The sequence below is a fragment of the Parabacteroides gordonii MS-1 = DSM 23371 genome, from assembly GCF_000969825.1.
Lineage (GTDB): Bacteria > Bacteroidota > Bacteroidia > Bacteroidales > Tannerellaceae > Parabacteroides > Parabacteroides gordonii.
In genome coordinates this window covers 25,637-43,207 of sequence record NZ_KQ033922.1, presented here as the reverse complement: position 1 = coordinate 43,207, position 17,571 = coordinate 25,637, and the positions used below count along the sequence as shown (strand labels likewise).

Genomic DNA, 17,571 nt, shown 5'->3' with positions numbered 1-17,571 from the left:
GCGACAGGGAAGGTATAATAACCTCCTTCTGCAGCCCGGGTCTAATGAATAAATACAAACTTTAATTAGTTAATATCCTGGATTTTGAATCAGATTCTTATTTGTCTGAATTTCATCAAAAGGTATAGGAGACAAATAATGTTTTGCCGGATCGAAGAAACGTACTCCCAGTTTAGTACCCAACTTATCCTTTTCCGGATAAGTGGAATAATCCGGATTACCATATTCATCTATTGAAGGAGCGACAGATGGATAACCTGTCGGTACACGTCCATAACACATTCCGTTCATAACCTTTTCTGCCATTTCCCAGCGACGTATATCGAATAAACGAAGACCTTCTCCTGCCAATTCATATTTGCGTTCTTTCCTTATAGCGGCCCTCAGTTCCTGCTGGCTTTTTCCATTGGAGACAGGTGGCATCCCGACTCTGGCCCTTATCTTATTTATAGACTCATAAACAGAATCATCTAATTGATTCAATTCAACTTTGGCTTCAGCATAAGTCAACAAGATCTCGGCATAACGGAACACGATCGCATTAATTGAAGAGGCACCGTCTGTACGATATTCGGCGGCATCCACATATTTCCTCCAGCAGTAACCGGAAAAACTGGCATAGGTATGTGTTGCATCCAAGTTATCAATCCGGGTAGCAGGAGTCACATTATAGTTCCAACATTTCACGCTATCCTTATTCGTTTCAAACTGATAACCCAGAAAAACCGTACCGGGCAACGCGACCGTATAGCCTAACCTCGGATCCCGATTCTCCCAGGGATGTTGAGGATCATAAAGAGAAGATTTATCTATTGAATACCCGTCGGTACATTCATAGGAATCGACCAAAGCCTGGATCGGCATTTTATTTGAATAACCACCACCTAAACGGGATAAATAACGCTTAGGCATCAACTGTGTTTTATCATCCTGATTAAACTGGACAGCCCAAATAATTTCTTTCGATGTTTTTCCGGCAATCTTTGTCAGATTCTCATAACTTTCATCAAGGATATATTCAGTACCTTCCAACTCCATTATATTCTTGCAAGCATTGACGGCCACTTCCCAACGGTTATTATACAACGCGGTACGTGCAACAATAGCCCAGGCAAACCCTTGGGTTATAGCCATCGTGTTCGGCTCATTCTTCCGGGAAAGGAAAGGTGTTGAAGCTTCACACTCTGAGAGAATAAAATCTACCACTTTTTCTTTCGCATCACGGGTGACATACGCCTCATCCATTGATTGCACATGTTCAATCAATGGAACATCACCGAACATCGAAACCAATACATGATAGTAATAGGCACGCATAGTCTTCACTTCCGCCTTATATTGATTCATCTTTTCTTCCGAAACTTTTCCTTCCGAACGATTAATATTATCCAAAATAAAATTACATCTTGAAATACCGTTATACATATATGTCCAAAGATCTTTCAATTGCCAGGCACTCGGGTTATGATATAATTGTTCCGGCTTCACATCTCTTTCCGCAGCAATATCCGAAGCATTGTCGAAATAGATCATAAAAGGGATCCAGTCGTACATCAGATAAAGCGGAGAATGCATCCCTACTATTGCCATTTTTATCTGGTCTTCATTTTCCAGAAATGTTTCAGTAGACGGCAGGTTCAACGGATATTTTTCTAAAACACCTTCACATGCCGTAAGTAAAGATACACCTAGTATGAATAAACTTATTATACTCTTCTTTGTCTTCATAATTGTAATGATCTAAATGATTAAAAACGAATGTCCACTCCAAAACCTATGCTTTTCACCTGGGGATAATATTGCCCCCCCTGAGCCGGAGAAACTTCCGGATCCCATCCATCCCAGAAATTCGTAAATGTCAACAGGTTTTCTCCTGAAACATAAAATCTCAGATACTCGATCAAAGCTTTTTTAGAAATAGCCTCCGGAATGCGATAGCCTAATTGTACATTCTTCAGTCTCAAATAAGCTGCACTTTTCTTATAAAAGTCTGAATTCAAATAATTATTTGAGTCATTGAAGTACAGACGCGGAAAGGCAGCTCCGGTATCCTGATTCTCCGTTGTCCAGCGATCTTTATGGATATCAAATGCAGTACCTCCCATATGGAACGGATACATTGCCGTCTGAGTAAGATAGCCGTCCACCTTACCAACTCCCTGTAATAGAAGATTCAAATCAAAGCCCTTATAACGTCCGGCAAAATTAATTCCATATGTATATCTCGGGATTGTAGAGCCCAATACCTGGCGATCATCGTCATTTACCAGATCATCGCCATTCCTGTTCTCATATCTCAAATCACCCGGAGCCAGGTCACGTATCTGACGCGTCCATTTATATGTGCCATCCGCTTCAAAGTCGCTGGCAGAAAGAATACCCAAAGACTTATACATATATAAAGAATTAATTGAATATCCTTCCCGGTTCGTTACAAGCCCGGTTCCGTTTATACCTTTTAAGTCCAAAATCTTATTCTTTACATCCGATAAATTAAAAGATAGATCGAAATCAAAATCTCCTACTTTGTCCGAATAAGTGACATTCAGGTCATACCCTTTATTTTCAACGGTACCGGCATTTTGATAAGTGGCCTGCAATCCCATAGTCCGGGGAATATCCAACTTCAGTAAAATATCTTTTGTCTTTTTATAGTACCAATCGAATGAAACACTGATCTTATCGATCAGATTAAAATCGATACCGATATTGGTCATCTGAGTCGTTTCCCAGGTAATATCCGGATTATTCATTGTCAGCACGGCGGCACCATCCATCAGCCTGTCTTCCGAAATATATTTCGTTGTCATATCGATATTGGATGAAAACGGGTAATTGTCGCTGATACTCTGGTTACCTAATGTACCCCACGAAGCTCTTACTTTAAAGTTCGAAACATATTCTTTCAGATTATTCCAAAACGCTTCTTCCGATAATCTCCAACCTGCAGAGAAAGAAGGGAAAGCCCCCCATTTATTGCCTTTACCAAACTTGGAAGATCCATCGTAACGGATATTAGCTTCAAATAAATACTTACTGTTAAAGTCGTAATTAACTCTACCGAACCATGACATCAGCACATTCTCTCCAGCCCAACCGTCATTTCTCATATTCTCAACAGAACCAGCCTGTAAAACAGTATATTCCGGGAATAAATAATCGTCCCTGAATGCATTAAAACCGGAGCTGTAATTCGATTCGTACTGGAAGCCGGCTAAAGCAGCGATCGTATGCTGTCTAATCGTCTTTTTGTAATTAGCCGTACTCCTGAACTGAAGATACCTGTTATAATCGGATTGCATTGTCAGATTCGATTTACTGGGTAGGGTAGAAAAGACACTGCCATCGGGATTATAAGTCGTCACCCGGTTAATAAATGCTTTCGATTGCGGATAAGAAATAGAAGGAGAAAAAGCGGCCTGCATCCAGAAATCGTCCATCGGTGTCCATTTGAAAGACAAATTACCCATCATCGGAGTAGACTTCTCATTGGTAAACCCTCCCTGATAGATACTGGCAACCGGATTCTCTCCATTCTGTCCTTCCGCATAATTTCCATTGGAATACTGACATGCCTGTACAGCCGGCAACTTATTCATCAAATAAAAGATATATCCTATACCAGATCCGTTCGACGACTCACTATCATACTTAGCCACAGAATTGCGGTTAGAGTTGTACAGATACACATCCAGGGAAGAAGAGAAGTGTTTTGAAAAAATGAAGTCGGTATTCAGACGCAACGAAATACGTTCATAATCCACATTTTTGATGATACCTCCCTGCCCCAGATAACCGATGGATGCCAATACTTTTAACTTATCATTCCCACCGGTCATCGTCAAGCTATGATTATGCTGAAGGCCATTACCCTGAAGTATCGCATCTTGCCAATCCGTATCCGGATAACGATCCCGATCAGAAGGCCCTTTTTCCCGCCAGTCCTTTATCTGCTCTTCTGTATAAACAGCTCCGGCTCCGGCATTCAACTTCGATTCATTCAACAACGTCATGTGATCTATGGCCCCCAGCTTCTTAGGCAGATTAGTGAGACTTTGTTTTGTTACATATCCGCTGTATGAGATATTGAATTTCCCTTCCGCCGCACGTTTGGTCGTCACCAGAATAACCCCGTTGGCAGCTTTCGACCCATAGATAGAAGCTGAAGCAGCATCTTTCAGGACAGAAATCGACTCAATAGTAGAAACGTCCAAGCTGTTCACTCCCATTTCTATGCCATCTACCAGGATCAAGGGATTTGCATTATTCAACGTTCCGATCCCCCGGATTTTAATATCCCCTTCATCCAGACCCGGTTGCCCCGAACGTTGCGTAATTGTTACTCCCGGGGCAGTGCCCTGCAAGGCTAACGACGCCTGTCCAACCTGACGTTTGTTTATCACCTCGCTACTGATCGATGTCACGGCTCCTGTCAGATTTACTTTTTTCTGTGTACCATATCCTACCACCACCACTTCATCCAATGTGCGGGTATCTTCCTGCAAGACAATTTTCAGAGTCGATTGGTTTCCTACCTTTATTTCCTGTTCTACGTAACCGATATAAGAAACCTGGATTACCGCATTCTCGGGAACATCCAAACTGAAATTACCGTCTATATCCGTTACCGTTCCGTTGTTATTGGAGTGTTTAACAAGAATATTGGCACCAATGACCGTTTCCCCTTTATGATCGACCACTTTACCTGTTATTCTTTTTATTTGTTGCAGGATTTCTCCCGGAACAGTATCCTCAGTCTTTTTATAAATGATAATATGCTTTTCGTCAATCATATAAGCCAATCCCTGACCTGCCAACAAGTTATCCAAAACAACATTGATATTCTGCTTATTCAACCGAACGGAAACCTTCTTATTCAAATTGATTTCCTTATCCCTGTACCAAAAAGAATATTCGCTCTGTTGCTTGACTTCATCCAATGCCTGTTTAAGAGTTACATTGCTCAGATCCAGAGATATCTCCGCCACCTGCGAATAACTAACATTGGCTGATGCACAAAAAATGGTTAACAAACATAATACTACGGATAATCTCATAATATTAAAGATTTTATTAAGGAGACAAACAGACATAGTTTGCCTTGACTTTGAAAATAAATTCATACTTTTGTATTGATTTTAGGTTTGTAATTGTGTTGCAATAATTCGACTTAAGTCTTCTAAAACGGAAAGTGTTGGTCGCATTTTCCGTTTTTCTTTTGTTCAGTTATTTCCCATAGGCATACCTTATTTTATTGTTAATACTACGCTGTCATTTTTCATATATATAGACCTGGTCGCCGTCTATCCTATATTTCATACGTTGATCAGCCGTCATTACCCGCATGATCTGTTCCAGATTCTCGCCACGAACAAAGTCACCGGTAATTACGATATTCTTCAATTTCTCCGAAGCGATATGAATATCCACATTGAAACTACGTTCCAGCTGACGGGCAATCGCTTCAAAGGACATACTGTTAAAGTAATACTTTCCTTCTTTCCAGGAAGTGTAATAGTCAATGTTCACTTCTCGTTTCTGCAAGTTCTTGTTCACTTTATCATAATAGACCTGCTGTCCCGGATACAGTTGTAACATCTTCGCCTGATCATCCAGCCTTACTCCTACTTTCCCTTCCGTCAAAGTTACCTCGACCCTACTTTCCTCTTCATACGCTTTCACATTAAACTTCGTACCAAACACCTGCACATTCAACTCGTCCGCCTTTACAATAAACGGACGATCCGGATCCGACACCACCTCGAAAAAGGCTTCACCGGCCACTTTCACGATCCTGTCTTTGCCAACGAATGCATTCGGATATTTCAAAACAGTTCCTGCATTCAATATCACTTTACTACCATCCGGTAAAGTCACTGTCGATTTCATCCCCAAGGGATTCGCTAGTTCCACCAGTTGGCTATTCAAGTGCTTATACCCCTGCTGATATGAGAAATAGCTAGTTATCCCGATCAGGATTGCAACAGATGCAGCCACAGAAGCAATCTTCAGCCAGACATCACGCCGGATAGCCTCATCGATCTTTTTATTCAACTGTGATAAAATACTTGCGCGCATCTCCTCACTCCGTGCTTTTACATGCGGAGATAATTCTATACTGTCAAGAAGCCCGAGAAACTTCTGGTTATCCGGATGCGATGCCGACCAATGCTCCAGGCATTTCTGATCTTCAGCCGACAAGTCGTTCATCAACTTATCATTAATACGATCTATGTTGTTCTTTAAATCTTCCATATTATCCTCTTATTACTCTGAGGAGGAAGAAAGGGATTGTTTCGTTTAAAAGAAAAGAGATTTTTTTTGAGATTTTTCTTACTTAAAACATAAAGTATTAATACTAAGTAATATACGTCAACAATAAAGTAAATGTAATATCAGGGAAATGAGGTTTTAGGTTCGTAACGATTTTATCGATAGCTATTTTCATTTGTACACGGACTGTACTTTCATTTATCGAAAGTCTCTCAGCTATTTCCTTCGGTTTCAACCCATCCTGTCTGGCTAACAGAAATATGAGGCGACACTTCTCCGGCAACTCATCTATTACACGGTTCAGTATCTTTTCCATTTCCTCGATTAATAAATTATCGTCCGGAGATTCATTTTCCCGAGCTGTAAACTGAAGCGATGTATCATCCAAAGAGACAAACTGAGACTTCGTTGTCCTGGTCAGATAACGTGTCGATTCATTACGGACTGTAACAAACAGATACGTCTCTATATTTTCAATGTCTTTCAATTTCAGGCGGGATTGCCATACAGAAAAGAAAGCCTCAGCCACAACCTCACGACAGGCCTCGGTATCTTTCAGGAAGTAATAAGCAAAGCGGAAGCTCTGATCATAATACAGATCATAGAACATAGTAAATGCCAGCCGGTTATCATCAGCCACCATTTCCAGAATTGCCTTTATGTCTATTGAATTTGTTTTCAAACCATCTCCTCTCTCTTGTGCAAACGTAACAAAAATATTTTAAGAGATGGCCTGAAAACAAATTTTTAATATAAAGATATGTACATCCAGCCTATTATCCGCAATGGAAATAAGTATTCACCAGCCGGATCATTCCTTCCGGATTATCCTTCAGGTCATCACGCAGGGTAAAATCGTTGTAAGACTTCAGCTTCTTGATGATACCGTCGATCATGCTCGGGCTGAATACCTTATACTTTTCATACACTTCACGTTGCTTCTGCAAACGTTCTGCCGATGCAGCACAACTATCCGGTAACTGATCCAATGTTTCCAGACGGTCTTTATTCTCCGCCTGATGGATATTGACGTTCACATACGTCTTTTCCGCAATCTCCAACGCATTCGCTATTTCAAAACCATGACGGCAGGCAACGGCTAATCCGGCCAGTAACTGATACAGGTCGGCCGAACCATCCGGCGAACGCATTTCGACTGTTTGCTTCTGCGTCGTATCATAATGGCTGTCCTGCTCCAACGGATTGGCAAGCGAACACATATCCTTCTTGGCAGCCCAACCCAGCGGAACACGAACCAATACGGAACGGTTACGGTCGCCCCAGCAAACATTGGTCGGCGCTTCCTGATGGGGAACCAGACGGAAGTAAGAAGTTGGATTCGTATTACCGAAAGCCGTAATTGAAGGAGCCAGCTGCATCATTCCGGCAATCGCCTTACGAGCCGTTTCCGACAGAACACCGTCTTTCAGCATCTGGTTTTTACCGTCTTTCATGATACGCATATGGATATGCAAACCTGATCCGGCTTTACCCACTGTGATCTTCGGGGCAAAAGTTATATCCAGTCCGTAATCGTAAGCCAGGTTACGGATAATCCATTTGGCTATGACAAGCTGGTCGGCAGCATCTTCCACTCTTGTCGGAAGGAACTCGATCTCGTTCTGTTCGTAGATCTTTCCGTTCAATGTAAAATTCCCCACTTCGGAATGGCCATACTTGATCTGTCCGCCGGCCTGCGAAATATATTGCATGCATTGTGTACGGAAATCATTGAACTTGGCAAAAGGCCCTGACTCGTGATAGCCACGCTGGTCGGTTGCCGGGAAAAGCTCTTCTTCCTCCGCAATAACATAATATTCCAGCTCGCCCATTGCTTCAAACTCCATTCCGGTCACTTCGGTAAAGGCTTTACTGGCCTTATGCAAGGTATATTCCGGTGAGCTTTCCAGCGGTTCCCCGTCCTTATTGAAGAAAGAACACAGCATACTTACCGTGGGTAGTTCGGCAAAAGGATCGACAAAAGCCGTCCGGAAACGGGGTATCACATACAGGTCGCTGCTACCCGCTTCAATGAAAGAGAACAGGCTCGAACCGTCCACCCGCTCGCCACAGGTGAGGATCGCATCCAGATAAGCAGCATTATTTATAACAAAATTCAGCGTTTTCAACCGGCCATCGCCTGCCGGATACATAAAGTTAACCATCTTGATCCCTTTTTCACGGATAAAAGAGATAATATCCGCTTTGGTAAATTGGGAAGAAGGTTTCTGTAGAAACTCAACCAGTAGGTTGGAGTTCATTTCTAATACGTTTTCCATGTTTGTCGATTGTTTTACAGTATAGATTTAACTATCAATTCTATTGTCTCCAAAGATAGAAAAAGATATTTCGAATGGTTTATTTTCCTTGAATTTTATCATACAGGAAATATATTATTTTCACTTTTTCTCAAAAAGCCTTGCATATTCAAAACAAAAGACTACCTTTGCACCCGCAATACGGAAGTAGCTCAGTTGGTAGAGCACTGGTCTCCAAAACCAGGTGTCGGGAGTTCGAGCCTCTCCTTCCGTGCATAAAGCAATACATTTATTTAATGTGTTGCTTTTTTTATGCTTCAACTTACATGTAAGATTATTCCATGATCCTACCATAGGACTATTAGAAACTCTTTCCACAGAATTATCCGGATCAACTCCTTCATACAAAAAACGTACTCCTTTTAGAAGAAGTGTTTCACCTATAGGAAACAGTTGTTTCTCCTAAGTGAAACACTTGTTTCATACTGATGAAACAAATGTTGATAAGGGGTGTAAAAGAACAGAAATAAAGAGCATTCTTTATTCAATCTATCAGGTAATAATCGTATATTGCGCATAGTTTATCACAAGCTCAAAATCAATAGATAAAAAACTAATGCTCTATGAATATAATTAAATATGTACTATTAGCAGGCCTTTCGGTCTGTCTGTTTACTTCCTGCGGAGCAACTCTTTCGAATGCTTTGGCGGCAGATAGCAATATCCAGAAACTAGAACTGGGAATGACTAAGCAGGAAATTGTAAGTATTATGGGGGATACCTATAAAAGACTGGAAGTTAAGCAAACATCCGAAGGCTATCGGGAAACTCTAGGATATCTTGATTATCAAGATGGCATTTACCGGTTCCGCCTGCTCAATAATAAACTTCAGGAATGGGACTATTTACAACCCAACAAGTGCAAGGACAATTGTTCAAATGACAAATGACAAAAGCCATTGCAAACACTTGTTTTGTTTGCAATGGCGTATATAACTGGATGATAATACCTTGATAGCAATTATTGCAAATGACAAATAAATTCACAAAAACATTTTGTGAGAGATGTTTTTATTAGGAATAACCGCTTATTAATCGGATAATATTTCCAATCCATCCTCCCTCATCACAAAGGTATGTTCCCATTGGGCAGAAGGAAGCTCATCGTCTGTTATTACCGTCCATCCGTCTTCTTCTGCGATGTAGACGCGATAAGTTCCCATGTTGATCATCGGCTCGATGGTGAAAACCATTCCAGGAACCAGGAGCATTCCGGTTCCTTTACGGCCGAAATGGGCAACTTCCGGTTCTTCGTGAAACTCTAATCCGACCCCATGACCACACAAATCACGGACAACAGAGAAGCCGTTCTTCTCGGCATGCTTCTGGACGGCATGGCCGATATCACCTACGTAACCGAACGGTTTGGCGGCTTTCATTCCAACTTCCAGACATTCCTTTGCCACGCGAACCAGTTTTTCCTTCTCCGGAGAGACATTCCCGATCATAAACATACGGGAAGCATCCGAAAAATAACCATCCAAGATGGTCGATACGTCTACATTAATAATATCACCTTCCCTCAGTATCTCCTTCTCACTCGGTATACCATGACAGACAACCTCATTGATAGAAGTACAAACGCTTTTAGGGAATCCCTCAAAATTCAACGGAGCCGGAATAGCGCCGTGGTCTGTCGTATAGTCATAAACCAGCTTATCGATCGCAGCCGTCGACATTCCCGCCTTGATCTCTTTCGCTACCAAGTCGAGAATACCCGAGTTTACAACTCCGCTTCTACGGATACCTTCGATCTGTTCTTCCGTTTTAATCAGTTTTCGGGAAGGTACCAAATGACCTTTATTCTGGAGATAGAGTATCTTTTTATCTAATTCGGTGAGTGGTTGGCCTTTGATGATTTGCCAATTATTTCTTCTTCTCATACATCTTTACCTTTATCGTTTAGAGTAAACAAAGGTACGTTTGTTTTCTTTCAAAGAGTAGAAAATCAGTTTAATAATGTTCAAAAAACAATTCCTACCTTTAAGGAAAGGCTATGAAGACTCAATGATTCCTGATAGGAAGAGACAAAAGAAGGGGTTGTATATTCTTTCAGGCGATCCAGTTCCTGCAATTCGTATCCCAAAGACAGCAGGACTGTATACTTTGAGAACAAAGAGGTTTCCACTCCTATAGCGGGGAAAAGGTAAAAACCTCCGTTCACCTCCTTCGAAGGAGCAAAAGAATATCCGACACCACAATTCAAAAAAGGAGTGAACCGAGCAGGCTTTACGATATTAAACCGTACATCGGCAAACAGCGGGATAAGTACTTCCTTGTCATAAAGAGAAAAGCCTGTTCCGGCTCCGGCCATCAGGCAGTTGCCGAAGGCATACAACACTTCGCCCTGCAAAACGAACGGGACTGTGGATGGAGTGCTCATAGGGATACCCGTACCTGCCGTTACCTGATAACGAATACCTTTGTTTATACCTTGTCCTTTCGGGAAAAAAGGAATTAACAACAGAAGAAAGATGAATATGGATTGCTTCATGGTTGTACTGTTATTGTTATCTGTTTAACAATCTGTAAGGCGGTGGTGAGAGAAGAGGTATCGGGATAAAGCGAACCATCGCTACCATCTACCGAACTGTGACCGATCAAGACTGCGGAAAAGTCTTTCCTACCGGATGTCAGGTCAATATCTGCCGCATAAACAACGGCAGGTTGTCCGCTTCCCTCCTTTCCTCCGGAATAACCAGCATCACCTTCTTTGGCCGACTTCGGGTAATTGTTGTTAAAGTCGGTAGAATGGTTTATCTCTATTTTGATCCTGAACTTCTTCAATCCGCTGTTCGGATGTATTTTCACATCAAAGCCGGATTGGGGAGTTGCACCGGTCAGACCATCCGTAAAAGGTGATTTATTTGTCGGCAGGTAAAGGCCGTCTTCATATTTTACTCCGCGGGAGTAGCACCAGTGCGGTAAGGCCTCCTTTCTTCTGTTCTTTCCTGCTGCCTGCCAGCTTTGCGTGGCTATTTTATGAGTGACATATACCGTGGAAAGATAAGCACCATCCATATCTTCCAGCCAGATTGCGATCTGCGGGGGATTCTTTTTGCTTATCCCTAAGAACAACGGGAAGTCGTGTAACCAGGAGTCCCCTTTCTCGACCGTTACTTTCAGATCGTTATTTTCATATTCCACCAAATCATTATTGCAGGAACAGCAGGTCAGTAAAATAATACCGAGTCCTGCCAGGATACTTGTTTTATTCATGGTTAGCAGCATTTACCCAGTTATCGACTATCTGATCCAGACTTTTCTCCAATTGCTCCCACCCTTCTTCGGATTGCAACTTGAAACCATTATATACCGGACAGTTCTCCCCCAGCAGCACCAGGTAACTGACAGATGCAGACAACATAGTCGCCATGACAGAGACTTCCTCTTTCGGCCTGTTTGTCAGCCGGCTGATAGCATCGATCAGCCATAAACCTTTGGCTTCCCTTCTTTCCTGCAATTCTTTTATCACTTTATTCCTGGCGGAAAGTTCCCAACGAAAAAGCCGCCTCAGGGTATAATTATCACGAAGTACCCTGATTTGGTTGTGGAAAAGCTCTTTTATGAAATCGCCCAGATGTTCTGCTTCCGGCAGTTCAGGTTCGAGGTTGATCCAGTAATCATGCTTCCGGATATAGGCTGCGATCAATCCGTCCAGTGAATCGAAATAACGATAGATCAGCATCTTTGCTACTCCGGCTTTAGCGGCTACTACATTCACGCCCAAATGTTCGAAACCGTCCTCTTCAATCAGTTCGTTTATTGCATTCAACAGGGCGAGTTCTGTCATCTCCCTATTCTTACTCGGTCTTACTAAAACTTCTTCTTTTTCCATGTTTCATTGTATTGTTACCAACTGGTCGCAAAACTAAGTTACCTAGCGGTAACATGGATAAAGAAATTCTCTTATTTCGCTTTCTTAACTAAAATTCCCCTGTCTATTATAAAAGGACTATCCCCAAGTTTTACTATTAAAGGTCACTTTTACTTTGCAGATATTCTTTCTTAAACATATTAAAGCAAAGCATAAATACCGAAATCAGAAGCGGCCCGAAGATTACGCCCATAAAGCCGAATAAGGACAACCCGATGATCACCCCGAAGATCGTTACCAGAGGATGTATATCCGCCATCTTTTTCTGCAACATAAAACGGATCAGGTTATCGACATTGGTAATCACGATCAATGCATAAGCAGCCAGTCCCAGCCCATTCACCCAATCACCGGTCAATGCCATGTACACGACCAGAGGAAGCCAGACAATAGCAGTACCAACAACCGGGATAATCGTTGCAAAACAAGTCAGGAACCCAAAGAGGAAAGGGCTTGGCGCATCAAATATCCAATAGCCCAGCATCGCGATCAATCCCTGGATAATCGCCAGAAGAGGAATACCTATTGCGTTGGAAGTTACGATCATATTGATCTCCTTCAGCACTTCTTTTTTATTTCTTTCGTTGAAAGGAAGTATCTCATAAATATACGTTTCCATCTGGCTTCCCCCGATCAGCATAAAGTAAAGGATCAGTACCAGCACGGCCACATTGATGGCAAAACCACTGATACCTCCCATCAATGCCTGTCCTATCTTGGGAAGAACAGAGACGATAGAGGCTATATTATCCTTATCCAGAATATTGTACCCGACTTTCTGCCGCACAATATCTGCCAGATGTTCAAAGCTGCTGACCAACACGGTCGGATCGAGATTGATCGTTTGCAGTTTATTGATAAACAACCAGACTGCCAGCGAGAGAGGGATCAGAAAACACAAAATAGTTTCAAGCAGCAGAAGTATAGCTACCAGGCTACGATTCAGATGTTTCTTTTCGGTAAGGTGCAACATCTGCTTCCGTAATAATATATAAATGGTAAATGCTCCGAGTATTCCTCCCAGGAAAGGGATAAATTCAAGAAAAAGTATTATTCCCATGACCAGGATAATAGTGATCAGGGAATATTTCCAGTACGATTCTTTCAAGTTCATATTCGTTTACAATAAAATGTTTAACCTCATTAATAACAACTGCTAACGACGGATGCTTCAGACCAATGCTCCCGCTCTTTCCAATAAAACAAAATAACTGACGCAGTTGTTAAGGTTATATCATTTAAATTATAATTTCACCCGGCATCAAGGATCAAATTATTTTTGTAACGAACAATATCAATCGTTCTATTAAACAAAGAAAATACCGTACCTTCGTTGTTATATATAAAAGAACTATTAAAACATATTCATATGAGAAAAATAAACAATTCAATTCTACGTAGTGCTTTCGCTATGATATTAGGGTTTGTACTGGTTTTATGGCCGGAAGCAGCAGTCACCTATCTGGTTATTGCTATCGGTATCTGTTTTATATTACCCGGGATATTTTCTTTGCTTAGTTACTTTACACGGGAGAAAATAGAAGGAGAGCCTTCGCCCATGTTTCCGATCGACGGAGCCGGAAGTATTTTATTCGGGGCATGGTTGGTGGTTATGCCGACATTCTTTGTGAATATCTTAATGTATATACTGGGAGCTTTACTGGTAATAGCCGGAGTTCAGCAGATCGTCATGCTGGTATCGGCACGCAAATGGAGTGTCGTACCATTTGGTTTTTACGTGATGCCGGCACTTATTCTATTGACCGGCATCATGATTATAGCTTATCCGTTCGGAGCTGCGGCAAATACCTTTGTCATCTTTGGGGTTGCCAGTATTTTCTATGGAGTCATAGAGTTACTGAACTGGTATAAATTCCGCCAAAGAACAGACTGAGGTCACGATTTACGGTATTCCATCGGAGAAATACCCATGTGCTTCTTAAAGAATTTACCAAATGTCGACTGATCGGAGAAATGCAGAATATCTGCGACTTGCTGCACTGTTGCCTGCGGAGCCTTCAATAAGATCTTCGCTTCAACAATCAAAGCATCGTCAATCCATTTATTGGCTGATTTCCCGGTCAGTTCTTTCAATATAAGAGACAGATACTGAGGAGTTATAAATAACTTTTCAGCATAGAAGGTCACCACATGCTGTTCCTTGCAATGCTCAAACAGCAGTTGCAGGAATTGCTCGAAAAGTTCCTCTTTACGTGAAAGGGCCGGAACCAGCATCCCGTCCTTCTTCCCCATCAGAATATTGGCAACTTCCAATAAAAAACCGACAAAAGCATTTTGCATCACCTCTTTCTGGAAGAAATGAGACCGGTTCTTTATCTTTTTCCTTAACAGTTCTATCTGGTCGTTTATTAATTCGGTTTCCTCCGGTTCAAATGTCGTACAGGGATTCTTCTTGAGTTGCATATAGTTTGCCATCGAAGGACTGCGCTTTGCCGGATTACACTCATCCAGAAAATATCTTGAAACCACCAGTAGTTTACCCTTGAAATCCTTACTGACTCTATTCAACTGTATCGTATGCGTAGGCATGATGATTACAAAACAGTTGGCATCTATAACATAAGGAACATAGTCCAGACTAATTTCCGCCGAGCCTTCCAAAGCCATAACCATCAGAAGCGCGTCCAGGCGCATTGGAGTTGTAAATTCATTTATTTCAGAATTATCCACTTCCCGGTTACCATCAATATCAGCTATTGAAAAAATGTCCTGAAAGCTGTCACGAATAACAATACCCTTATTTAGCTCAGCTAACTCTATCAAAGGAAGATTTTCCATAATTTTCTATATTTTACTCAATCGTAGTAGGTGCAAAGATAATCTTTTATTCACACCAACAACATCTTTTGTTTCATTTTTTACCAATCTAAGTACGAATTCGACCTAAAACGATTGATTAAAAAGGGCGATATTTCATTTCAAACCAATCATGTAACTAAATAAACCTTTTCAGTTTTCTAAATTAAGCAGACCTTTGCCACCGTACATTACTATCGAGAATACAATAATATATATGAATAAAGAACAAATTATGATGACTGCGCTTGACTTGTTCTCGCAACACGGAATAAAAAGTGTGAGCATGGACGATCTAGCCCGTAACATGGGCATATCAAAGCGCACGATTTATGAATTCTTCGAAGATAAGGAAACACTTCTGGCCGAAGGGATTAAGTACAACCATGACAAAATGAAGCAAGTGCTGAATGAGTTGGAGAAAGGCCCTTATTCCGTATTGGAAGTGATCATCCTGTTTTATGAAGAATACATGAAGCGCCCCCGGTGGTACAACCGGAAATTCTATGACGATCTTATACGTTATCCGAAAGCACTGGAAAAAAGTGAAAAGAGCAAAGCAGACTTTTCAAAGTTATGCATGAAACTTTTTACCAGGGGAGTAAAAGAAGGTGTCATCCAGAAAGACATTAATTTTGAAATTGTAACCCTGCTGGCAAAGGAACAGGTTAAAATGATTCGTCCCACAGGAGCATTCCTGAACCATTCTGTATCGGAAGTATTCAAGACAATCTTATTCACTTTCTTACGTGGGATATGTACAGAAAAGGGTCTTGCAATATTAGACAGATACGCATTCAAACAATCACATGATTTATTGTGAGGGAATTATAATAAGGTTTTATATTCAAAATCAAATCAAGTTTAAATGGAACGAGTATTAGTTAGGAGAAAGATGATGTGGGTAGTTTTGATGTTGCTACCATCTTTGGCCTTTACTTCAGCCAGAGCACAGGACGTCCTGAAGCTGAACCTGAGTAAAGCACTGGAGATTGCGCTGAGTGAAAACCCAACCGTAAAAGTCGCAGACAAAGAAATTGAAAAGAAAAAGTATGCACAAAAAGGTTCATACGCCGCCCTGTTCCCTCAGATTAGTTTTGCTGCCGACTACAACCGGACACTGAAAAAGCAGGTAATGTATATGGATGGCTTCGATATGGGAAGCACGGAAATGCCGGAAGGTACAGAAGCTGTCGATATGAGCAAAGGGATTGAAGTAGGACGCGATAACAACTGGAGCCTGGGATTTAACGCATCCATGCCACTGGTGAATGCATCTTTATGGAAAAGCCTGAGTATATCGGCCCTGGATGTCGAATTATCGGTCGAACAGGCACGTTCATCCAAGATATCCATGGTAAACCAGGTAAAGAAAAGTTTTTATAGCGTTTTGCTGGCAAACGATTCATACCGCGTATTCAAAGAAAGCTACGACAACGCAATGGAGAACTATCTGGATATCAAAAAGAAGTACGAACAGGGAACTGTAGCCGAATACGACCTGATCCGTGCTGATGTCACAGTGAAGAACAGCGAACCCAATATGTTGCAGGCATTAAACTCATTAACACTTGCCAAATGGCAACTGAAAGCGTTACTGGGTATGGATTTGGAAACAGAGATCGATTGTGAAGGCACCCTGGTTGATTTCGAGACAGAACTTTTTGCAGATTTCCTGTCAACCGATACGACACTGGCTGAAAATACAGATTTGAAACAGATCGACTTGCAGGCTGAACAGTTGAAAAAGACGCTGATGATGCAGAAGTTCGACTACCTGCCTACTCTGTCCCTGACAGGTCTTTACCAATGGACTTCAATGAACAATGATTTCAAGTTCAAAGACTATCAGTGGAACCCTTATTCCATGATCGGAGTATCGCTAAGCATACCTATCTTTTCAGGAGGAAGCAAATATCATAAGATCAAACAGACACAGGTTTCGATGCAACAAATGGATTTGCAGCGCGAAGACACGAAACGTAACCTGCAACTGGCTATCAAACAATATATGGATAATATGAATACCTGTATAAAGAAGTTTGACGCAGCACAGAAAGGGGTGGAACAGGCTAACCGCGGATACCTGATCGCCCAGAAACGTTATGATACCGGTGCCGGAACATTACTGGAAATGAACGATGCCGAGCTGGCACTCACTCAATCGAAACTGAATTTCAATCAATCCATATACGACTATATGGTGGCTAAATCAGACCTGGAGAAAGTACTGGGTCAGCAAAATTACTAAATACTACAATGAGAACAAGAATGAAAATAAAAACA

Annotated in this window: 15 protein-coding genes and 1 tRNA gene; 5 read left to right on the top strand and 11 right to left on the bottom strand. The window is 41.6% G+C overall.

The window, feature by feature from the left end; genetic code table 11:
- Positions 1 to 69: 69 nt before the first annotated feature.
- The 5 genes from HMPREF1536_RS25665 to HMPREF1536_RS25645 form a co-directional block, all read right to left on the bottom strand.
- A complete protein-coding gene (locus HMPREF1536_RS25665; protein WP_052349817.1) occupies positions 70 to 1,728 on the bottom strand; it encodes a RagB/SusD family nutrient uptake outer membrane protein in 1,659 nt (552 codons plus the stop codon).
- Between the two features lie 20 nt (positions 1,729 to 1,748).
- The gene (locus HMPREF1536_RS25660) at positions 1,749 to 5,057 is read right to left on the bottom strand and encodes a TonB-dependent receptor (protein WP_052349816.1); all 3,309 of its coding nucleotides are present in this window, start codon (positions 5,055 to 5,057) and stop codon (positions 1,749 to 1,751) included.
- A 214-nt stretch (positions 5,058 to 5,271) separates the two neighbouring features.
- Complete coding sequence (locus tag HMPREF1536_RS25655; RefSeq protein ID WP_081693298.1) at positions 5,272 to 6,255, bottom strand: FecR family protein; 984 nt, start codon at positions 6,253 to 6,255, stop codon at positions 5,272 to 5,274.
- 103 nt (positions 6,256 to 6,358) lie between these two features.
- Complete coding sequence (locus tag HMPREF1536_RS25650; protein ID WP_028727416.1) at positions 6,359 to 6,955, bottom strand: RNA polymerase sigma-70 factor; 597 nt, start codon at positions 6,953 to 6,955, stop codon at positions 6,359 to 6,361.
- A 94-nt stretch (positions 6,956 to 7,049) separates the two neighbouring features.
- Positions 7,050 to 8,552, bottom strand: coding sequence for a glutamine synthetase family protein (locus tag HMPREF1536_RS25645; RefSeq protein WP_028727415.1), 1,503 nt, complete (start codon positions 8,550 to 8,552; stop codon positions 7,050 to 7,052).
- Positions 8,553 to 8,732: 180 nt separating this feature from the next.
- Here HMPREF1536_RS25645 and HMPREF1536_RS25640 point away from each other — a divergent pair.
- Both HMPREF1536_RS25640 and HMPREF1536_RS25635 read left to right on the top strand, forming a co-directional pair.
- Positions 8,733 to 8,805 (top strand) — tRNA-Trp (locus tag HMPREF1536_RS25640).
- Positions 8,806 to 9,154: 349 nt separating this feature from the next.
- The gene (locus HMPREF1536_RS25635; RefSeq protein WP_052349815.1) at positions 9,155 to 9,481 is read left to right on the top strand and encodes a hypothetical protein; all 327 of its coding nucleotides are present in this window, start codon (positions 9,155 to 9,157) and stop codon (positions 9,479 to 9,481) included.
- Between the two features lie 141 nt (positions 9,482 to 9,622).
- On the opposite strand, the gene map is transcribed toward HMPREF1536_RS25635, so the two are convergent.
- From map to HMPREF1536_RS25610, 5 genes are all read right to left on the bottom strand, one after another.
- Positions 9,623 to 10,474 carry a type I methionyl aminopeptidase gene (map, locus tag HMPREF1536_RS25630; RefSeq protein ID WP_028727414.1) on the bottom strand — a complete coding sequence of 284 codons (852 nt, stop codon included), beginning with the start codon at positions 10,472 to 10,474 and terminating at the stop codon, positions 9,623 to 9,625.
- A gap of 80 nt (positions 10,475 to 10,554) precedes the next feature.
- Entirely contained in the window at positions 10,555 to 11,085 is a 531-nt protein-coding gene (locus HMPREF1536_RS25625; RefSeq protein ID WP_028727413.1) for a hypothetical protein, read from the bottom strand.
- Positions 11,082 to 11,810, bottom strand: coding sequence for a T9SS type B sorting domain-containing protein (locus HMPREF1536_RS25620; RefSeq protein ID WP_028727412.1), 729 nt, complete (start codon positions 11,808 to 11,810; stop codon positions 11,082 to 11,084). The genes HMPREF1536_RS25625 and HMPREF1536_RS25620 overlap by 4 nt, the downstream gene beginning before the upstream one ends.
- Positions 11,803 to 12,429 carry a TetR/AcrR family transcriptional regulator gene (locus tag HMPREF1536_RS25615; RefSeq protein WP_028727411.1) on the bottom strand — a complete coding sequence of 209 codons (627 nt, stop codon included), beginning with the start codon at positions 12,427 to 12,429 and terminating at the stop codon, positions 11,803 to 11,805. Before HMPREF1536_RS25615 ends, HMPREF1536_RS25620 begins: the two co-directional genes overlap by 8 nt.
- A gap of 136 nt (positions 12,430 to 12,565) precedes the next feature.
- Positions 12,566 to 13,582, bottom strand: a complete 1,017-nt coding sequence (locus tag HMPREF1536_RS25610; protein WP_028727410.1) for an AI-2E family transporter — start codon at positions 13,580 to 13,582, stop codon at positions 12,566 to 12,568.
- 255 nt (positions 13,583 to 13,837) lie between these two features.
- Between HMPREF1536_RS25610 and HMPREF1536_RS25605 the strand changes: the two genes are divergently transcribed.
- Positions 13,838 to 14,362, top strand: a complete 525-nt coding sequence (locus tag HMPREF1536_RS25605) for an HdeD family acid-resistance protein (protein WP_028727409.1) — start codon at positions 13,838 to 13,840, stop codon at positions 14,360 to 14,362.
- Between the two features lie 2 nt (positions 14,363 to 14,364).
- Here the strand turns inward: HMPREF1536_RS25605 and HMPREF1536_RS25600 are convergent, their stop codons facing one another.
- On the bottom strand, positions 14,365 to 15,267 hold the full coding sequence (locus tag HMPREF1536_RS25600) for a helix-turn-helix domain-containing protein (RefSeq protein ID WP_028727408.1): 903 nt from the start codon (positions 15,265 to 15,267) through the stop codon (positions 14,365 to 14,367).
- 235 nt (positions 15,268 to 15,502) lie between these two features.
- Between HMPREF1536_RS25600 and HMPREF1536_RS25595 the strand changes: the two genes are divergently transcribed.
- Positions 15,503 to 16,108, top strand: a complete 606-nt coding sequence (locus HMPREF1536_RS25595; protein WP_028727407.1) for a TetR/AcrR family transcriptional regulator — start codon at positions 15,503 to 15,505, stop codon at positions 16,106 to 16,108.
- 45 nt (positions 16,109 to 16,153) lie between these two features.
- Entirely contained in the window at positions 16,154 to 17,536 is a 1,383-nt protein-coding gene (locus HMPREF1536_RS25590) for a TolC family protein (RefSeq protein ID WP_028727406.1), read from the top strand.
- Positions 17,537 to 17,571 lie beyond the last annotated feature (35 nt).